This window comes from Methylobacterium sp. J-059 (genome assembly GCF_022829485.1).
Taxonomy (GTDB): domain Bacteria; phylum Pseudomonadota; class Alphaproteobacteria; order Rhizobiales; family Beijerinckiaceae; genus Methylobacterium.
This window is the reverse complement of the sequence record NZ_JAKSYA010000117.1, coordinates 66179-85354: the sequence shown is the minus strand read 5'-3', so window position 1 is coordinate 85354 and position 19176 is coordinate 66179. Positions and strand designations below refer to the sequence as shown.

The 19176-nt window shown below is 70.4% G+C and carries 18 protein-coding genes; 3 read left to right on the top strand and 15 right to left on the bottom strand.

Features of this window, described 5'->3' with window-relative positions:
- Nucleotides 1–38 precede the first annotated feature (38 nt).
- The gene (locus MKK55_RS16260; RefSeq protein ID WP_243936380.1) at nt 39–1472 is read left to right on the top strand and encodes an NAD-dependent succinate-semialdehyde dehydrogenase; all 1434 of its coding nucleotides are present in this window, start codon (nt 39–41) and stop codon (nt 1470–1472) included.
- Nucleotides 1473–1539: 67 nt separating this feature from the next.
- Here the strand turns inward: MKK55_RS16260 and MKK55_RS16255 are convergent, their stop codons facing one another.
- The 11 genes from MKK55_RS16255 to dapB all read right to left on the bottom strand — a co-directional run bounded on the left by MKK55_RS16255 (nt 1540) and on the right by dapB (nt 11564).
- Nucleotides 1540–1746: a SlyX family protein gene (locus MKK55_RS16255; RefSeq protein WP_147725031.1), complete on the bottom strand. Its 207-nt coding sequence runs from the start codon at nt 1744–1746 to the stop codon at nt 1540–1542.
- The gene (locus MKK55_RS16250) at nt 1743–2489 is read right to left on the bottom strand and encodes a rhodanese-like domain-containing protein (protein WP_243936378.1); all 747 of its coding nucleotides are present in this window, start codon (nt 2487–2489) and stop codon (nt 1743–1745) included. Before MKK55_RS16250 ends, MKK55_RS16255 begins: the two co-directional genes overlap by 4 nt.
- A 169-nt stretch (nt 2490–2658) precedes the next feature.
- Nucleotides 2659–2979, bottom strand: coding sequence for a GIY-YIG nuclease family protein (locus MKK55_RS16245; RefSeq protein WP_243936376.1), 321 nt, complete (start codon nt 2977–2979; stop codon nt 2659–2661).
- Nucleotides 2980–3168: 189 nt separating this feature from the next.
- Nucleotides 3169–6234, bottom strand: coding sequence for a DNA polymerase I (polA, locus tag MKK55_RS16240; protein ID WP_243936374.1), 3066 nt, complete (start codon nt 6232–6234; stop codon nt 3169–3171).
- 37 nt (nt 6235–6271) lie between these two features.
- A complete protein-coding gene (locus MKK55_RS16235; RefSeq protein ID WP_243936373.1) occupies nt 6272–6637 on the bottom strand; it encodes a DUF86 domain-containing protein in 366 nt (121 codons plus the stop codon).
- A complete protein-coding gene (locus MKK55_RS16230; protein ID WP_147841217.1) occupies nt 6618–6914 on the bottom strand; it encodes a nucleotidyltransferase family protein in 297 nt (98 codons plus the stop codon). Before MKK55_RS16230 ends, MKK55_RS16235 begins: the two co-directional genes overlap by 20 nt.
- Before the next feature lie 41 nt (nt 6915–6955).
- Entirely contained in the window at nt 6956–8098 is a 1143-nt protein-coding gene (locus MKK55_RS16225; protein ID WP_147725025.1) for a YihY/virulence factor BrkB family protein, read from the bottom strand.
- Between the two features lie 110 nt (nt 8099–8208).
- Complete coding sequence (locus MKK55_RS16220; RefSeq protein WP_147841219.1) at nt 8209–9168, bottom strand: hypothetical protein; 960 nt, start codon at nt 9166–9168, stop codon at nt 8209–8211.
- A gap of 183 nt (nt 9169–9351) precedes the next feature.
- Nucleotides 9352–9999, bottom strand: coding sequence for an alpha-ketoglutarate-dependent dioxygenase AlkB (locus tag MKK55_RS16215; RefSeq protein WP_243936371.1), 648 nt, complete (start codon nt 9997–9999; stop codon nt 9352–9354).
- A gap of 10 nt (nt 10000–10009) precedes the next feature.
- Nucleotides 10010–10645, bottom strand: coding sequence for a 2,3-bisphosphoglycerate-dependent phosphoglycerate mutase (locus MKK55_RS16210; RefSeq protein ID WP_147725019.1), 636 nt, complete (start codon nt 10643–10645; stop codon nt 10010–10012).
- A 121-nt stretch (nt 10646–10766) separates the two neighbouring features.
- A complete protein-coding gene (gene dapB / locus MKK55_RS16205) occupies nt 10767–11564 on the bottom strand; it encodes a 4-hydroxy-tetrahydrodipicolinate reductase (RefSeq protein WP_243936369.1) in 798 nt (265 codons plus the stop codon).
- Between the two features lie 195 nt (nt 11565–11759).
- Here dapB and ybaL point away from each other — a divergent pair, with 195 nt between their 5' ends.
- Nucleotides 11760–13613 carry a YbaL family putative K(+) efflux transporter gene (gene ybaL, locus MKK55_RS16200; protein ID WP_243936360.1) on the top strand — a complete coding sequence of 618 codons (1854 nt, stop codon included), beginning with the start codon at nt 11760–11762 and terminating at the stop codon, nt 13611–13613.
- Between the two features lie 17 nt (nt 13614–13630).
- Here the strand turns inward: ybaL and MKK55_RS16195 are convergent, their stop codons facing one another.
- The 4 genes from MKK55_RS16195 to MKK55_RS16180 form a co-directional block, all read right to left on the bottom strand.
- Nucleotides 13631–15127: a UdgX family uracil-DNA binding protein gene (locus MKK55_RS16195; protein WP_243936352.1), complete on the bottom strand. Its 1497-nt coding sequence runs from the start codon at nt 15125–15127 to the stop codon at nt 13631–13633.
- A 92-nt stretch (nt 15128–15219) separates the two neighbouring features.
- Nucleotides 15220–16431 (bottom strand): putative DNA modification/repair radical SAM protein, encoded by a 1212-nt coding sequence (locus tag MKK55_RS16190; protein ID WP_147725011.1) that lies wholly within the window; start codon nt 16429–16431, stop codon nt 15220–15222.
- A 112-nt stretch (nt 16432–16543) separates the two neighbouring features.
- On the bottom strand, nt 16544–16975 hold the full coding sequence (locus MKK55_RS16185) for an OsmC family protein (protein WP_147725009.1): 432 nt from the start codon (nt 16973–16975) through the stop codon (nt 16544–16546).
- 95 nt (nt 16976–17070) lie between these two features.
- A complete protein-coding gene (locus tag MKK55_RS16180) occupies nt 17071–17661 on the bottom strand; it encodes a regulatory protein RecX (protein WP_243936344.1) in 591 nt (196 codons plus the stop codon).
- Between the two features lie 107 nt (nt 17662–17768).
- Between MKK55_RS16180 and MKK55_RS16175 the strand changes: the two genes are divergently transcribed.
- On the top strand, nt 17769–19175 hold the full coding sequence (locus MKK55_RS16175) for a TAXI family TRAP transporter solute-binding subunit (RefSeq protein ID WP_147725005.1): 1407 nt from the start codon (nt 17769–17771) through the stop codon (nt 19173–19175).
- Nucleotide 19176 lies beyond the last annotated feature (1 nt).

Sequence of the window (19176 nt, the reverse complement as noted above, 5' to 3'; positions counted from 1 at the left end):
CCCATCGCGGCCGGCCGGGCAGGGATCGCAGGGCCGACATGTATCCGGACGTGAAGCTTCACATCGCCGGCGCCTGGGTCGCCGGCTCGGGCGGCGAGACGCTGCCGGTGCTCAACCCCGCCACCGGCGAGACCATCGGGCGATGCGCCGTCGCCACCCGGGACGACCTCGACCGGGCGCTCGAGGCCGCCGCGCGCGGCTTCGCGCAGTGGCGCAAGGTCTCGGCCTTCGATCGCGGCAAGGTGCTGCGCCGGGCCGCCGACCTGCTGCGGGAGCGCGCCGACGCCATCGCCCGGATCATGACGCTGGAGCAGGGCAAGCCCCTCGCCGAGGCGCGCATCGAGACGATGGCCGCGGCCGACGTCACCGACTGGTTCGCCGAGGAAGGCAAGCGCGCCTACGGCCGGGTGATCCCGCCCCGCGGTGACGGGGTGCTGCAGTTCGTGGTGCGCGAGCCGGTCGGGCCGGTGGCCTGCTTCACCCCGTGGAACTTCCCGATCAACCAGGCCGTCCGCAAGATCGCCGCCGCGCTTTGCACCGGCAATCCGGTGATCCTCAAGGGCCCCGAGGACACGCCGGCGAGCTGCGCCGCGCTGGTGCGCGCCTACCTCGATGCCGGCGTGCCGGGCGATTGCCTCGCGCTGGTCTACGGCGATCCGGCGACGATCTCGTCATACCTGATCCCGCATCCGGTAATCCGGAAGATCTCGTTCACCGGCTCGACCGTGGTCGGCAAGCAGCTCGCGGCCCTGGCCGGCCAGCACATGAAGCGGGCGACGATGGAGCTCGGCGGCCACGCGCCGGCGATCGTCTTCGGCGATGCCGACGTCGAGAAGGCGGTGGCGGTTCTCGGCGCCAACAAGTTCCGCAACGCCGGCCAGGTCTGCGTCGCGCCGACCCGCTTTCTCGTCCACGATTCAGTGTTCGACCGCTTCGTCGACGGCTTCACCGACCTCGCCTCCAACCTGAAGGTCGGCGACGGCCTCGATCCCGAGACGAAGATGGGGCCCCTGATCCACGGGCGGCGCCTGGAGGCGATGGAAGCGCTGGTCGCCGATGCCAACGCGCAGGGCGCCACGCTGCGCACCGGCGGCAAGCGCATCGGCAACCGCGGCAACTTCTTCGAGCCGACGGTGCTGACCGACCTGCCGCTGACGTCCCGGATCATGAACGAGGAGCCGTTCGGCCCCGTCGCGGCGATCCAGCGCTTCTCCGACGACGCGGAAGCCTACGCGGAGGCCAACCGCCTGCCCTACGGCTTGGCGGCCTACGCCTACACCCGCTCGTCGGAGCGGGCGACGCGGGTGTCGAGCATGGTCGAGAGTGGCATGGTCTCGATCAACCACCACGGCATCGCCCTGCCGGAGACGCCCTTCGGCGGGGTGAAGGAATCCGGCTACGGCAGCGAGGGCGGCTGCGAAGCGCTGGACGGCTACCTCGCCACCAAGTTCGTCACGCAGGCGAATTTCTAGGCCTCGAAGGCAGGTTCACCGCGTCTTCTCTCCCCCCTGCGGGGGAGGGAAGGGCGCGCTGATGCCCTCAATAATGCGGCGGTGGGGGCTCGGCGCCGCCGGCAGCCGTGCGAGCGCCCGCCTCCTCGACGCGCTCGATCAGCGATTCCACCTGCCGCCGCAGCCGATCGATCAGCCGCCACTGCTCGGTGACGGTGCGGTTGAGGTCGTCGATGGTCGCGTCCTGCTCGGTGAGGCGCATCTCGAGATGGTCGATGCGGGCGGACTCGCTCATCGCAGGGCCTCCGGCGGATGGTCGGGCCGCTCGGCCAGCGCCGGCCCCAGCGCGATGCGGCCGTCGAAGACGAAGCAGTCGCCGGTCCAGCGGCTCTCGGCCTCCGGCACGGTCTCGAGGTATTTCAGGATGCCGCCCTGGAGCAGGTGGACGTGCGCGAACCCGCGCGCCTTGAGGTAGGCGCCGGCCTTCTCGCAGCGGATGCCGCCGGTGCAGAACAGGGCGACCTCGGTGCAGGGGTCGAGCGTCTCCGCGAACGCGCGAAACTCGCCGAAGCGCGACAGACCGGGATCGACCGCGCCCGCGAACGTGCCGAGCGCCACCTCGAACCGGTTGCGGGTGTCGACCGCCACCACCCCCGGCCGGTCGAGCAGCGCGTTCCAGTCCTCGGGCGCGACGTAGGTCCCAACCCCGTCGGCCGGGTCGGTGGCGCCGCCGTCGAAGGTCACGATCTCCGGCTTGCGCTTCACCTTCATCCGCGCGAACGGTGGCGCCTCCGCCGTCGACAGCTTGCATTCGAGCCGATCGAGGCGTCCGCCGAACAGGTCGGGCCCATTTAGGGCGGGGAGGAACGCCGCGATCGCCTCGGCCGAGCCCGCCACCGTGCCGTTGATGCCTTCGCGCGCCAGCAGGAGCGTGCCGGTCAGGCCGAGGTCTTGGCACAAGCCCTCGATCACCGGCGCGAGCGTTGCGGCATCGGGGAGGGGGACGAACTGGTAGAGGGTGGCGACGGTTTGGGGCATGGCGGCGGTGTACCAGGGCCTACCTATCCAGGGAATTCATGCGAGGTTCGGCCCTCCAGCCCGCGACCTCATCCTGAGGCACCGGAGCGGAGCGGAGGCCTCGAAGGAGCTTTCCAGCCGGCCGCGTGATCCCTGGAGGGCTCCTTCGAGGCCCGCTGACGCGGGCACCTCAGGATGAGGTGGGTGGTTCGGCTCGAGTTCGTGTTGCGGGGCGTTTGGCCAAGTCCTGCAGAACGGTCCAATCGCTGCGGATCAGCGCTTCCTTCTTGGCCCGCGTCCAACCCTTGAGGCGCCGTTCCATCGCGATCGCATCGGTGATCCGGTCGAACGACTCCGACCAAACCAGCTCGACCGGTCGCCTCCGGCTCGTATAACTCGGATAGGTCCCGGCCTGATGCTCGCCGATCCGGCGATCGAGCGATTCTCCGCGCGCGGAACCGACATAGTAACTGCCGTCAGCGCATCGCAGGATGTAGACGAAGGCGCTCATCGCACACCCAATTCGAACCAACGCTGTTTGGATGATCGGGCAAAGCCGTCGATCCGGCCATCCCCCTCATCCTAAGGTGCTCGCATCAGCGAGCCTCGAAGAAGGCCTCCAGAACCCTCGACGCCTCAGGATGCGGTGGTTTGACGGAGGTCTGAAGCTCGATCACTTGACGACCGGGTGAGCCCCCGCTCAATGCGCCTCCTCCCAGTTCTCCGCTGCCCGCGCCTCGACGACCAGCGGCACGTGGAGCGTGAGCGCCGGAGCCGGGGCCTCTTCCATGATGCGCTTGATCACCGGGATCGCGCGATCCACCTCGGCCTCGTTCGTCTCGAACACCAGCTCGTCGTGCACCTGCAGCAGCATGCGGACGTTCAGGCGCTCGGCGGTGAGCGCCGCCTCCATCCGGGTCATCGCCCGGCGGATGATGTCGGCGGCGGTGCCCTGGATCGGGGCGTTGATCGCCTGGCGCTCGACGCTGGCGCGCTCGGACGGGTTGTTGGAGCGGATCTGCGGGTAGTGGCAGACGCGGCCGAACAGGGTCGTGACGTAGCCCTTGTCGCGGCAGGCGCGCTTGGTGGTGTCGATGTAGTCGCGGATGCCGGGGAAGCGCTCGAAATACTGCTTGATGAACAGGCTCGCCTCCTCGCGCCCGATGCCGAGGCGGTCGGCTAGCCCGAAGGCCGAGATGCCGTAGATGATGCCGAAGTTGATGGTCTTGGCCCGCCGCCGCAGGTCCGGCGTCATCTCGGAGAGCGGCACGCCGAACATGGCGCTCGCGGTCGCCGCATGGATGTCGATGCCGTCGGCGAAGGCCTGCCGCAGCTGCGGGATGTCGGCCATGTGGGCGAGCAGGCGCAGCTCGATCTGGCTGTAGTCGGCCGAGATCAGGCGGTTGCCGGGGTCGGCGACGAAGGCGCGGCGGATGCGGCGCCCCTCCTCGGTGCGGATCGGGATGTTCTGCAGGTTCGGGTCCGACGAGGACAGCCGCCCGGTGGTGGTGGCGGCGAGCGAGAACGAGGTGTGGACCCGGTTGGTGTCGCGGTCGGCGTGCTCCTGCAGCGAGTCGGTGTAGGTCGACTTCAGCTTGGCGAGCTGGCGCCAGTTGAGAATCTTCTTCGGAAGGTCGTGCCCGGCCTGGGCCAGCTCCTCGAGCAGGGTCGCTGGCGTCGCCCATTGGCCGGACGGCGTCTTCTTGGCGCCGGGCAGGCCCATCTTGCCGAATAGGATGTCGCCGATCTGCTTCGGCGAGGAAACCTGGAAGCGCTCGCCGGCATCCTCCTGGATCTCCTCCTCGAGACGCGCCAGGATCTGCGAGAAGTCGCCGGACAGCCGCGAGAGCATGTTGCGGTCGACGCGGATGCCGTGCTGCTCCATCCGGGCGATAACCGCGATCAGGGGCCGTTCCAGGGTCTCGTAGACGGCGAGCCGCCGCTCGGCGACGAGGCGGGGCTTCATCATCCGCCACAGCCGCAGCGTCACGTCGGCATCCTCGGCCGCGTAGGCGGTGGCCCGGTCGAGCGGCACCCGGTCGAAGGTGACCTTGGCCTTGCCGGTGCCGGCCACGTCCGAGAAGGTGATCGGCTGGTGGCCGAGATGGCGCTTGGCGAGTTCGTCCATGCCGTGCCCGCCCTTGCCGGCATCGAGCACGTAGGAGATCAGCATGGTGTCGTCACACGGCGCCACGGTGATGCCGTAGCGCTGGAACACGAGCCAATCGTATTTCAGGTTCTGCGCCACCTTGAGCACGCTCGGGCTCTCGAGCAGCGGCCTCAGCCGACTGAGCGCGGCGTCGCGGTCGATCTGCGAAGGCAGCGGCTCCACGAGATCGGACGCCGTCGCCCCGCCGCCGAACAGGTCGTCGGCGTTCGGCGCGGCCTCGACCGCGCGGACATGGGCGAGGGGGATGTAGGCGGCGCGCCCCGGCGCGACGCAGAGCGACACGCCGACGAGGTTGGCGTGGTGCGCATCGAGCGAGTCGGTCTCGGTGTCGACTGCGATCACACCGACCTCGTGCGCTTCGGCGATCCAGGCATCGAGATGCTCGAGCGAGAGGATCGTCTCGTAGGCGCTGGTGTCGAACGGCTTGCTCGCCTCCGCCGCGCGCGCCGCGACGAGGTTCGACGGCGTCGGATCGGACGGGCCGCGGGCTTTGGGCGCGGCGTCCGGCAGGCCGAGATCGGCGAAGGGGTCGATCTCGGCGCCGTCCCCGGCCGCGGCCGCGGCGTCGGAGAAGGGGGCGTCGTCGCCCGGGACATGGCCCGGGAGCAGGCGCGGATCGGGCTTCACCGCTTCCGGGTCGACATGCAGCATCGCGGCGATGCGCCGGGTCAGCGTGTTGAACTCCATCGCCTTGAGGAAGCCGACGAGCTTTTCCGGGTCGGGCTTGGGCAGGCGTAGGTCGTCGAGCGCCACCGGCACGTCGACGTCCTCGACCAGGGCCACGAGCCGGCGCGAGAGCCGCGCCTGCTCGATGCCGGCGAGCAGCATCTCGCGGCGCTTGGGCTGCTTGATCTCGCCCGCCCGCTCCAGCAGCTGCTCGAGGCTGCCGTATTCCTTGATCAAGGCCGCCGCGGTCTTCAGGCCGATGCCTGGCACGCCGGGCACGTTGTCGGAGGTGTCGCCGATCAGCGCCAGCGCGTCGCCGATCTGGTTCGGCTGCAGGCCTTCCCACTTGGCGACGATCGCCGCCTCGTCGAGGTTGCGCTCGGGGCGGTGGCCCGGCTTGCCCTTGGAGCCGGATTCGAAATCGTAGAACCGAACCAGCGGCCCGACGAGCTGCATCAGGTCCTTGTCGGACGAGACGATGATGACGCCGGCGCCCCGCGCCTCGGCCTGCCGGGCATAGGTGGCGATCAGGTCGTCGGCCTCGTAGCGCTCCATCTCGATCGCATGCAGGCCGAAGGCGCGCACCGCGTCGCGCATCAGCGGCATCTGCCGCTTCAGGTCGTCCGGCGCGTCGGGGCGGTGGCCCTTGTAGTCGGAGTAGAGCTCCTTGCGGAACGAGCCCTCCGACTTGTCGAAGACGATGCCGAGATGGGTCGGGCAGATGCCGGCCGCGCCCTCCTGAACGAACTGCGCGATCTTGGTGCAGAACAGCCGCACCGCACCGGTCGGCAGCCCGTCCGAGGGACGGAAGTTGAACTTTTCCGGCTGGTTTATCGCCTGGAAGTAGGCCCGGAAGATGAACGACGAGCCGTCCACCAGGATCACCTGATCGCCGGGGCCGACGGGGGAAGGAAGCGTCTCGTCGGTCATGGTGCGCGGACATCTCGGCGAACGGGAGAACAGAAGATCACGCAGCCGGATCCTGATGCGCCTCGAGCTCGGCGCGGCAGACCACAGCGATCTCCATCAGCGGCTCGTGGACGGTCCTCCATACGATGTCCAGCGCGACACGATGATAGGCGTGGCGATAGAAGTTGCCCGTATCTGCGACGTCCTGCCAGGGGATGTGCGGATGCCGGGCTTTGAATGCCGCTCCGAGGCGTCGGCTCGCCTCGGACACGATCTCGATGCAGCGGATCACCGCGTAATTCGTCCGCAGATCGGCGGCGAAGGCCTCGTAGGGCATGCCGTCGATGAAGTCGCGGGCAGCCTGAACGTTGGCGACGATATCGACGCAGGCGTCCGATTCACGCTCAGAAAGCACGGACGGCATCCCGCTCGGCGCGCGAGAGAATGTGCGGCTTCAACGTCTCGCGATTGGCGACGTCGACGGGGACCGGGAACAGGCTCCCGATGGCTCGGCAAATCCCGACGTAGTTGAAGGCATCTCGTACCGCCCGCGCGTCGATCTCGATCATCACGTCGAGGTCGCTGCCTGCATGGTTCTCGCCCCGCGCGACCGAGCCGAACACCGCGGCATGCCGCACGCCGAGTCGTTGCAGCTCCGGCTCATGCGCACGCAGGATATCGATGGCGGCGTCGCGATCCATGGACCGACCCTACCGCGGATCCGACCTTCGCGGAACGCGCCTCAGGTCGCAGCCCCCACCGTATCCGCCATCTTCGCCCGCCGCGTGCCGAGCGGCTGCGGCGCCCCGACCGTGGTGTCGTGGACGGTCTGGTGCTCCATCTCGGCGTTCACCTCCGCGCCGAGCAGCACGATCACCGTCGAGATCCAAATCCAGGTCATGAACCCGATCACGGCGCCGAGCGAGCCGTAGGTGTCGTTGTACTTGCCGAAGTTCGCCACGTACCACGAGAAGCCGAGGGAGCCGGCGAGCCAAGCGAAGGCGGCGATCGCGCTGCCCCACGTCACCCAGCGCCAGCGCGGCGCGTCGCGGCAGGGGCCGTAGCGGTAGAGCAGGGCGAGGCCGCCGAGGACGGCGACGAACAGGGCGGGCCAGCGCAGCAGCGCCAGGTACCACGCGTCCGCCGACAGGCCGACCGTGTTGAACACCACCGGCAACACCACGATCGCCCCGAGCGCCAGGATGATGAACAGCAGCGCGCCCGCGGTGAAGGCGAGGGACCGCAGGTTCAGCCAGACGAAGTTTCGCGTCTCGCGCTCCTCGTAGACGATGTTGAGCGCGTCGAAGACCGCCTTCATGCCGCCGTTGGCGCTCCAGACCGAGAGCAGGATGCCGGTGAAGAACGTGACGCCGAGGGTCGTGTCGCCCTTGGCCGCGATGCGCTTGACCTGCTCGCCGACGATGTCGATCGCGCCGGAGGGCATCACCCCCTGGAGGCTGGCGAGGTGGTCGTTGATCGTGGCGACGTCGGCGAAGAGGCCGTAGCAGGACACCAGCGCCGCCACGGCCGGGAAGATCGCGAGCAGAACGTAGAAGGTGACGCCGGCCGCGACCGAGACCAGGCGATTCTCCTTCAGGTCGCGGAACACGCGCAGCCCGACATCCTTCCAGCCGCTTTTGGGTATTTCGGAGGGGGTGCTCGCCTGCCGGCCGCGGTCCGACTCGGTTTGCGCCACCGCCCGGGCGTCGCCGCCGGAATGCGAGGGCGAGGGCGCACGGGGACCGTCCGGGGCCGGCGCGGGCCGGTCTCCACCGCGCCGATACGGCAGCGCGGCGATGCCGACGAGGGTGGCGGCGAGCGCCAGCGTCCACACGGCGGAATGGCGCTCGTCCAGTCCGTCTGCGCTATGGTTTCGGTCGGTCATCAATGGTCCCGTCGCGATGGCCGTCTACGAGACGGCGCGTCGCGACGACAACCGGTGGTCGCAAGGAGTGGTTTCCTCGGACGACGGGCGAATTCTCAGGCTGCCCCGTGCTATTTCACCTGAACACTGTCCACGACCTCGCGAAATTTGGCGAGCGTGCCCTCGCGCTGGTCCTCGCGCACCACCCCGAGGGCGCGGAGATAGCCGTCCGGCGCGAAGCGGATCGTCTGGGAGACGACGACCGGCGTGTTCGTCGGCATGTCGGTGGCGCGCGCCACGATCTCGTGCCAATCGGTTCCGTTGGAGCGGTAGCTCTGCGAGCGCTCGATCACGAAATCCTTCATGGTCTGGTTGGAGTACAGCGCGGCCTTGGCGAAGCCGTCGCGCTGCTCGGCCGTCGGCGGCTGCTGCACCGCCTGAGCCAGAACCAGGATCGGCTGCTCGAGGTTGCTCATCTGGTCCTTCGGCCCCTGCGTCAGCAGCACCGAGTTGCCGGCGAGCACGCGCAGCGGGCGGAACCCCGCCGGATCGGCGATGCGGAAGGGCAGCGCGTCGACTTGCTGCGCCAGCGTCAGCGCCGGCCGGATCGTCACGCCGGTGACGAGGCTGCGCATGGTCTTTTCGGTCTCGGCATCGGGCAGCGCCTGCCCGATGATCAGCCCGGTGACGGTCGGATCGCCGACGAGCAGCAGCCACTTGCGGACCGTCGGCGTGGCGCTGCCCGGTTCGCCCGGCTGCGAGCCGGTGAACAGCATGCCGTCGGCCTCGCCGATCTTCACCGGCTCGCGGGTCTCGACGGCGAAGCCCTGGTTCTTCAGGTTGGCGTCGGTGAAGGTCTGCACGAGGTCGGCGAAGGCGGTCGCCGGCAGCTCGACCACCGAGAGCGTCGCCCCGCCCTCCTTGCGCTCGAAGCCGGAGAAGCGGCGCGAGGGCGACATGTCGGAGGGCGGCTCGAACCCGAAGCGCGAGCCCGCGGGATAGACCGGCTCGGCGGCCGACGCCGGCCCCGCATCGAAGCCGAGCACCAGGGCAAGCAGCGCGAGGGCGGACAGACGGGGGCGCAGGCGCATCGAACCAGGATCTCCACAATCCGGAACGGCGCCGGACCGGATGCGATGCGTCGGCCCGCGGCCGGGTCCTGTCAAGCGGACGCGTTCACGCGTCTACCCGGATGCCGGACCTGCGGGCCTTGGAGCGAACTTCGAACCAGGCGCCTGTCTCCATGAGTCCGCATCAACCAGGGCCCTTCGCGTTCAAGGCGCCCTCGTCACCCGCCGCAGGGTCAGGTTGCAGCGGCCGCCCGGGGGCAGGAAGGGCGGGTCCGGGTCTTCCGCCGCCGACAGCAGGTCGCCGCCCGCGACGATGCGATCGACGCCGTGGTGGATGAGGCGGGAGGGGCCGCCGATCACCAGGGCGTCGCCGGCCGTCAGGCGGATCGAGCGGGTCGGGTCGGAGCGCTTCGGGCCGCCGTAGCGGAACACCGCCGCCGCGCCCAGCGACAGGGACACGACCGGGGCCGTCAGGTCGTCCTCGTCGCGGTCCTGGTGCAGGCCCATGCGGGCGCCCGGCGCGTAGAGGTTGATCAGGCAGGCCTCGGGCGGGCGGGGATGATCGGCGAGCGCGTCCCAGGCGGCGCGTGCGGTCGCGGGCATCGCCGGCCAGGGGTCGCCGGTCTCGGGATGATCCGGCTGGTAGCGGTATCCGGCGACGTCCGAGACCCAGCCGAGCGGGCCGGCATTCGACATCCGCACCGAGAACGGTTTTCCCGTGCGCGGCATCCGCGGCGTGAACGGCGGCGCGGCCGCCAGCACGGTCGCGATCTCGTCGGAGAGGCGCCGCCGGGCGGCCGCATCGAGCCAGCCGGGATGGTGGATCAGGCCCGGCGCGAGTTCGACCGCCACGCGCTGCGTGTCACGCGTCGTCGATGTCGCGTTCCAGCACCGTCTTCGAGGCGACGGTGGTGTCGGCCTTGAGGCGGTAGACGAGCGGCACGCCGGTGGCGATCTCCAGGCCGGCGATGGTCGTGGTGTTGAGCCGGTCGAGCACCATCACCAGGGCGCGGAGCGAGTTGCCGTGGGCGGCCACGAGCACCCGATCGCCGGCCATCACGCGGGGCAGGATCGTCTCGATATAGTAGGGCAGCACCCGGGCGGCGGTGTCCTTCAGGCTCTCGCCGCCGGGCGGCGGGATATCGTAGGAGCGGCGCCACTGGTGCACCTGCTCGGCCCCCCAGCGCGCCTTGGCGTCTTCCTTGTTGAGGCCGGACAGGTCGCCGTAATCGCGCTCGTTCAACGCCTCCGAGCGGATCGTCTCGATCTCGGACAGGCCCATCTCCCCGAGCATCAGCTTGCAGGTCCGCTGCGCCCGCCCGAGGTTCGAGGTGAACGCCACGTCGAAGCCGTAGCCCTCGCTCTTCAGCCAGCGCCCGGCCTTGTGCGCCTCGTCGACGCCGCGCTCGGTGAGGTCCGGGTTGCGCCAGCCGGTGAAGAGGTTCTTGAGGTTCCACTCGCTCTGGCCGTGGCGAGCGAGGACGAGCAAGCGGTCCATCGGGGTCCGGTCTTTCTGGGGAGGCGCCCGATTGGGCAGGTCGCTGCGGCTCCTACCAGAGCCGGGCCGAGGCCCCAAGCGCGGGCCGGCCACCCGCGCCCGTCCGTGGTCGAGCGTAGCCTTACAGGCCGAGCACGTCTGTCATGCTGTAGAGGCCCGGCGGCTTCGGATGCGCCCAGAGCGCCGCCTTCACCGCTCCGGCCGCGAACAGGCTGCGATCTTCGGCGTGGTGCGAGAGGGTGATGCGCTCGCCGGCGCCGGCGAACATCACCGAATGATCGCCGACGACGCTGCCGCCGCGCAGCGTCGCGAAGCCGATGTCGCCGGCCCGGCGCGCGCCGGTATGGCCGTCCCGGGTCGAGACGCGGACGTCGGCGAGGTCGACGCCGCGGCCTGCCGCGGCGGCCTCCCCGAGCAGCAGGGCGGTGCCGGAGGGCGCGTCCACCTTCATGCGGTGGTGCATCTCGGCGATCTCGATGTCGAATTCCGGCCCCAGGACGGCGGCGACCCGCTGCACCAGGGCGGCGAGCAGGTTGACCCCGAGCGACATGTTGCCGGAGCGCACGATGCGGGCGTGGTAGGCGGCGGCCCGGAGCTTGGCGAGGTCGTCTTCCGACAGGCCGGTGGTGCCGACCACGTGGACGATGCGGGCCTGCGCCGCGAGCTCGGCGAACTGCACCGTCGCCGCCGGGACGGTGAAATCGAGCACGCCGTCGCTGGCCGCGAACGCAGTCAGCGGGTCGTCGGTGACGGGCACGCCGAGCGGGTGGAGGCCGGCGAGCGTCCCGGCATCGTGGCCGATCGCGTCCGAGTCTTCGCGCTCGATCGCGGCCGAGAGCGTGCAGCCCTCGGCTTCCGCCACCGCGCGGATCAGCATTCGCCCCATGCGCCCGTCGGCGCCCACCACCACCAGCCGCATCGTCTTCGCCGTCCTTCGATCCGAGGATCACGGGTATAGGCTCGGTGCCGGCCTGCCAACCCGCACCTGCCGACCCGAACGTGCCTGTGCGCCGGAACACCCCCGGGTGCCATCGCGTACGGAATTCGATGCGCGATTCCGCTAGGTTGTTCAGGAACGCCCGTCCCGACGCCGACGCCAGGAGACCACCGACCCGTGCCGCATGCGACCGAGCTGATCGCCATCATCGCCCTGGGCCTCGTGATCGCCTTCGTGTTCGGCATGCTGGCGCAACGCCTGCGGCTGCCGCCGCTGGTCGGCTACCTCGTGGCCGGCATCGCCATCGGGCCGTTCACGCCGGGCTTCGTCGGCGACCAGAAGCTCGCCGGCCAGCTCGCCGAGATCGGCGTCATCCTGCTGATGTTCGGCGTCGGCCTGCACTTCTCGATCAAGGACCTGATGGCGGTGCGCACGATCGCGCTGCCCGGCGCCGTGGTGCAGATCGCGGTGGCGACCGCGATGGGCGGCGGCCTGGCGCTCGCCTGGGGGTGGGGCCTCGGCGCCGGCTTGGTGTTCGGCCTCGCCCTGGCGGTGGCGAGCACGGTGGTGCTGCTGCGGGCGCTGGAGGAGCGCAACCTGCTCGACAGCGACAAGGGCCGCATCGCGGTCGGCTGGCTCATCGTCGAGGATCTCGCGATGGTCCTCGCCTTGGTGCTGCTGCCGGCGCTGGCGCCCTCGCTCGGCGGGAGCGCCGGTACCGGCGACCATGCCACGGGCAACACCCTCGCGCAGGCGCTCTCCGGCTATCTCGGCGACAGCATCTGGCTCACCCTCGGGCTGACGCTCGCCAAGGTCGGCGTCTTCACCACCCTGATGCTGGTCGCAGGCCGCCGCATGGTGCCGTGGCTGCTCGACCAGGCGGCCCGCACGGGATCGCGCGAGCTGTTCACCCTCGCCGTGCTCGCGCTCGCGCTCGGCATCGCCTTCGGCTCGGCGGAGCTGTTCGGCGTGTCCTTCGCTCTCGGCGCCTTCTTCGCCGGCATGGTGCTCGCCGAGTCCGACCTGAGCCATCAGGCCGCAGCCGATTCCCTGCCGCTGCAGGACGCGTTCGCGGTGCTGTTCTTCGTCTCGGTCGGCATGCTGTTCGACCCCGGCATCCTCGTGCGCGAGCCGCTCTCGGTGCTGGCGGTGCTCGGCGTGATCCTGCTCGGCAAGTCGATCGCCGCGGTGGCGATCGTGCTGGCGTTCAAGCATCCGGTCGGCACCGCGCTCACCATCGCCGCGAGCCTGGCGCAGATCGGCGAGTTCTCCTTCATCCTCGTCGGGCTCGGCCTGTCGCTGAAGCTGCTGCCGGAGGAGGGGCGCGACCTCATCCTCGGCGGGGCGCTGCTGTCGATCACGCTGAACCCGTTGTTCTTCGTGCTCGCCGCGCGGGTGGAGCGCTACCTCGCCGACAGGCCCGACCTCGCGCGCCGGTTCGAGCGCCACGGCGCCGATGCGATCGCCGTCGCCGAGCCCGCCAAGCCCCATCGCGGCCACGCGATCATCGTCGGCTACGGCCGGGTCGGCAGCGGGATCGGCAAGGCGCTCGACGCCTGGGACCTGCCCTTCGTCGTGGTCGATCGCGACCGCCGGCGGGTGCTCGACCTGCGCGCCTCGGGCCTGGAGGTGGTGTTCGGCGATGCGCTGGCGCCGGGCATCCTCGCCGCCGCCGACATCGCGCAGGCCCGCCTCCTGGTGATCGCGACGCCGGATTCGCACCATGCGCGCCGGCTGGTCGAGATCGCCCGGGAGGCGAACCCGCGGATCGACACCCTGATCCGCACCCACAGCGACGCCGAGCGCCGCCGGATGGAGGAGGAGAAGGTCGGGCTGGTGCTGATGGCCGAGCGCGAGCTCGCCTTCGGCATGACCTTCTATGCCCTGCGCAGCCTCGGCCTGACCGAGGGCGAGGCCCGCCTCTTCGTCGATGCGAGCCGCGCCGACAGCCGCGCCGAGGCGCCGACGGAGGCCGAGATCGACCCATCGCCGGAACTCCGGCCGCACAAGGAGGAGCCGGCGGCGGGGTGAGCGCCGGCCGCGTCGTCCTAGGCCGTCAGCGCGCGCCCCAATTCCGCGACCCGACGCAGGTCGTCGACGAAGGTCGCGTAGGCCTCCTCCTTCGCCTCGTCCGGCAGGCGCAGCAGGTAGGAGGGGTGGACGGTGATGAAGCCCTGGAAGCGGTCGTCGAGGCGCTCGAACCGGAACGGGCCGCGGGCACGGGTGATCGGGATCTGCTTGCCCGTCAGCGCCAGCACGGCGGTCGCGCCGAGCGCGACGACGAGCTTCGGGGCGACGAAGTCCAGCTCGCGATCGAGCCACCAGCGGTAGTGGCTGACCTCGCCCGCGGTCGGCTTCTGGTGGATGCGGCGCTTGCCGCGCTCCTCGAACTTGAAGTGCTTGACGGCGTTCGTAAGGTAGCTCGCCGCTCGGTCGAGACCCGCTTCCGCCATCGCCCGCGACAGCAGCTGGCCGGCGGGCCCGACGAAGGGGCGGCCCTGCCGGTCCTCCTGGTCGCCCGGCTGCTCGCCGACGAAGGCGATGGTCGAGCCGATGCGGCCCTCGCCGAGCACGGCCTGCGTCGCGCCCGGCACCAGCGGCTCGGAACGCTTGATGATCGCGTTCAGCGCCTCGAGGGTCTTCGGCGCCTGGTCGGACATCGCCGCCACCGCCTTGGCCGGATCGCGCTTGATCGTCATCTGGGGGGCCCTTTCGATCATCTGCGTGGTTCGGGTCGCGGCCGCGCGGACGAGGCCGGGGATGGCGGCGGTCTCCGGCATGTTGTGCCAGTACTTCTTCGGCATCTCCGCCCGCATCGCCTTGAGGTTGGTACGGGCCGGGTTGAACGTGCTCTCGTAATAGTCCCGCCAGCCGGCCTCGAAGCCATCGCCCTCCGGCAGCTGCGCCTTGTCGCCCGGCGGTCCGAAGGTCAGCGCCGTGCGGTCCCAATGCGCCGAGCCGTCCGGCGTCAGGATCGTCCAATCCATGGCGCGGAACCGGTCGACGAAGAACGGAGCCGCGGCCTCAAGGATGTGGTTGTCCGGCTCGAACCACGCGACGAAGCGTTCGCCCGTATCGGTTTCGATACGGCGAAAGCGCAGGAACGCGTGCATCTTGTGTAGGTCGCGGGCGATCGCCTTGCGCATCCCGTTGAGGCGGTGGACCAGCGGGTCGCTCGCCACCTCCGGCAGGTGGCGCTCGCCGCGGAGTACGCGCCAGACCAGGGTGTGGAGCAGCGCGTAGCGCTCGGGATCGCGGTGGGGCACCACCATCGGGATCAGCCCGGCCACGGGCTTCGGCAGCGCGACCGGGGGCGCGTCGGGCTCGTCGCTGGCGGACGTGCCGAACAAGCCGGGCGCATCGCCCGCCGACCACGTGACGCGATCGGGCGGAACCCCATCGGCGACCAGCCGGCGCAGGGCGGTGCGGAAGCCATCGAGATCGGCACCGGGGCGCAGGTGGATCGTGCGATGCGCGCTGTCTGTCCCTCCCCCCTCTGCGGGGGAAGGTGGCCCGTGCAGCGGGTCGGGAGAGGGGAGCGGCATTTCCGGATACGGCGCTCCCCTCTCCCGACCCTCGCTGACGCGAGGCCCACCCTCCCCCGCACAGGGGGGAGGGGAGTGGCGCCGCGCATCCATCAGAACAGGCTCAGCTGCTGCGCCGGCTCCACCAGACGGCTGCGCAGATCGAGCCGATCGGTGAGCCCACCCGGCGTGTAGTCGGCCGCGATCAGGAACGGGCGGGCGCGCTTCAGCGCCGAGGACAGCCGCGCCACGTCGTCGAGGCGCAGGCGCGTGTGGCGGCGCGCGCGGATGATCTTGTCGACCGCCCGCGCCCCGAGGCCGGGGACGCGCAGCAGCATCTCGCGGTCGCCGGTGTTCACGTCCACGGGGAAGCGGTGGCGGTTCTTCAGTGCCCAGGCGAGCTTCGGGTCGATGTCGAGGGAGAACATCCCGTCGTCGGCCGCATCGGCGACGTCGTCGGCGGAAAAGTCGTAGTACCGTATCAGCCAGTCGGCCTGGTAGAGCCGATGCTCGCGCTGGAGCGGCGGCGCCTTCAGCGGAAGGATGCCGGAGCCTTCCGGGATCGGGCTGAAGGCCGAGTAGTACACCCGCTTGAGCCCGACGCTGCCGTAGAGATGCGCGCTCTTGCGGATCAGCGCCTCGTCGGTGGTCGCGTCGGCCCCGACGATCACCTGCGTCGACTGCCCGGCCGGCGAGAAGCGCCGCCGCTCGGCCTTGGCCTCGACGATGCGCTCGGCCACCTGCGCCATCGCCCCGAGGATCGTCGCACCGTCCTTCTCGGGGGCGAGCTTCTGCAGGCTCGCCTCGGTCGGCAGCTCGACGTTGATCGAGAGGCGGTCGGCGTAGAGGCCGGCTTCCTCGATCAGCCATGGGCTCGCCTCGGGAATCGACTTGAGGTGGATGTAGCCGCGGAACCCGTGGTCGCGCCGCAGCGACTTCGCCACCCGCGTCAGCAGCTCCATCGTGTAGTCGGGCGACTTGATGATGCCGGAGGAGAGGAACAACCCTTCGATGTAGTTGCGCTTGTAGAACTCCACCGTGAGCGTCACGACATCCTGCACCGAGAAGCGTGCCCGCTCGACGTTCGAGGAGCGGCGATTGATGCAGTAGGCGCAATCGAACAGGCAGTAGTTCGTCAGCAGGATCTTCAGCAGCGAGATGCAGCGCCCGTCCGGAGTGTAGGCGTGGCAGATCCCCGATCCGGTGGTCGAGCCGAGCTCGTCCTTGCCGGCCTTGCGCTTCGGCGCGCCGGACGACGAGCACGAGGCGTCGTACTTGGCGGCATCGGCGAGGATGCGCAGTTTCTTGGCGAGCGTTTCATCCATCGAACAAACAATGAACCCGGGGAGCGTGAATACAAGGCGTCGGCCGGCGTTGCCCCCGGGCGGCGATGCCGCACCCCGCCTGCCTTTCGCGGGGCGCGGCTCCGAAGACCGATCAGCCCTGCTTGAGGGTGGCCTTCAGGGTGATCTCGCAGTCCAGAACCTTCGAGATCGGGCAGCCGATCTCGGCGGCATGCGCCAGCGCGTCGAACTTGGCCTGGTCGATGCCCGGGATCGCCGCGGTCAGCGTCAGCGCGGACTTCGTCACCTTGAAGCCGGCACCGTCCTTCTCGAGCGTCACGACCGCCTCGGTGGTCATCTCGGTCGCGGCCAGCCCGGCTTCCTGCAGCTGGAACGCCAGCGCCATGGTGAAGCAGCCGGAATGCGCCGCTGCGATCAGCTCTTCCGGATTGGTCCCGGGCTTGTCCTCGAAGCGCGTGTTGAAGCCGTAGGGCTGCTGCGAGAGCACGCCGGACTGGGTCGTGATCGTGCCCTTGCCGTCCTTGCCGTTGCCCTGCCAGACAGCGTGCGCCTTGCGGTTGATCATCGAAGCTCTCCAGGGTTCGCGGTGCCGCGCACGACCGTGCGCGACGTCACCGTCGATGACCGGCCAAGTGGCGCAGGCTCCGGCGAGTTCCAGGCTCAGGCCCCGTCGGGCACCTCCTCGGCGTCGACGGTGCGGCGCGCGAGATCGTAGCCGAAGCCGGCCCGCGCCAGCGCCGCCAGATCCCGGTCGCGGTGGAGAGCGCGGATGTCCGGGCGGCGGAACGGCCCGAGCCGCCGCCGCTTGGCGTAGGCGAAGGCGGCCTTCTCCTCGATCGCCGCCGAATCCGCCTCGGGCACGGCCTCGCGCTCGGCCTCCATCGCGGTCTCGACCGCATCGCGCGACAGGCCCTTGGCCGACAGCTTGGCCGAGGCGCCGCGGGAAGAGGTGCCGCGCCGGCGCAACGTCGCGAGCCGCGCAGTCGCGAAGCGCGCGTCGTCGACCAGCCCGGCGGAGACCGCCCGCGCCACCGTCGCCTCGATCATCTCGAAGAAGGCGCTCGCCTCCTCGCCGCGGGCCCGGGCGCGCTTCTCGACCCGCCGCCGCAGCGTCCGGCGCAGCATCTCCACCGAGGCGCTGTAGCGCTCGAGGTAGTGCAACGCCGCCCGCTCGAGATAGGCGGCCGTGACGGGCGGCGCGGGCCTTGCACCGCGGGCCGCACCGGAGTCTGCAACGGTTGCGCGTTTCACGGGTTCTTCACGATCCGGACAGGTTTCGGTTTCATGGATCAGCCATGGAACCCAGGCAACGCGGCAGGATCGGTCATGGTCTCCTCCCCGCAGCATCGGCCATCCTGTTGAGACGCGAGTGGCTCCTCGTGCTGCTCGCTCTCGGGCTCGCCGCCACCGCGGCGGCGGTGGTCTACCTGTCCCGTCCGACCACGCTGACCGTAGCGGTCGGGCCGCAGGACGGCCCCGAGGCCGCGCTGATGGAGGCCTACGCCAACGCCCTGTCCCGCGCCCGCGAGGACGTACGCCTGAAGGTGGTGCGCTACGCCGACGTGCGCGACAGCGCGGCCGCGCTCCAGGCCAACAAGGCCGACCTCGCGGTGGTGCGGCCGGACGTGCTGCTGCCCGAGAACGGCCTGACGCTCGCCATCCTGCACGACGAGGCCCTGATCGTCGCCGCCTCGGAGGCCGGCGAGATCGATGATTTTCCCGACCTTGCACGCCGGCGCCTCGGCATCGTCGTGCGCCACAGCGCCGACATCCCGTTCATCACCAACCTGCTGACCTTCTACGACTTCGTCCCCGCCGCCGCCGACATCCCGGACGGCGAGGAAGCCCCGCCGGGGCAGGTCGTGCTGGTTCCGCTCAAGCCATCCGAGGTCACCGCCGCGATCGCCGAGAAGCGGGTCGACGCGGTGGCGATCATCGCCAGCCCGACCTCGAAGGCCGCGGGCGCCATGGTTCACGCCGTCGAGATCGGCCTTCCCGACAAGAAGGTCGGCCTCGTCTCGGTGCCCGACGGCGACGCGATCCTGCAGCGCTATCCCGAGCTGCAATCCGTCACGATCCCGGCCGGAACCTTCGGCGGGCGCCCGAAGCGTCCGGCCGAGGAGGTCAAGACCGTCGGCGCCTCGTATCGCCTGATGGCGCGGGGCACCGTGAGCCGGGTCGCCGTCGCCTCCGCGACGCAGCACCTGTTCGAGTGGCGCTCGCGCCTCGCGGCGGCCGCGCCGATCGTCAGGCTGATGAAGGCGCCCGACTTCGACACCACGGTCGCCGCCACCTCGGCGCGCCTGCCCAACCACCCCGGTGCGGTGGACTACTTCGAGCGCGAGCAGCAGACGTTCCTCGACCGCTACGAGGACTACATCTACCTGCTCGCCTTCTTCGGCGGCACGATCGGCTCCGCCGTTGCCTGGCTCGGCCAGCGCCTCGCCCGCAAGCGGCGCGAGCGGGTCGACATCGTGCTCGACCGCCTGCTCGACGTGATGCGCGAGGTCCGCGCCGCGCCGACGATGGCCGAACTCGACGCCCTGGCGATCGAGGTGGACGATCTCGTCGCCGACGTGGTGCGCTACGCCCGCGAGCGCTCGATCGACGCGCGCACGGTCAGCGCCCTGATCCTGGCGGTGGACGGGGTCCACGCGGCGATCAACGACGGCCGACGCGGGCTTTCCGCCGGGGCCGAGCATCGCCCCGGCGGCCGCACGCGGGCCGCCCGGTCGCTCGCCCTCAACCTCTCGGCCGCCGAATAGG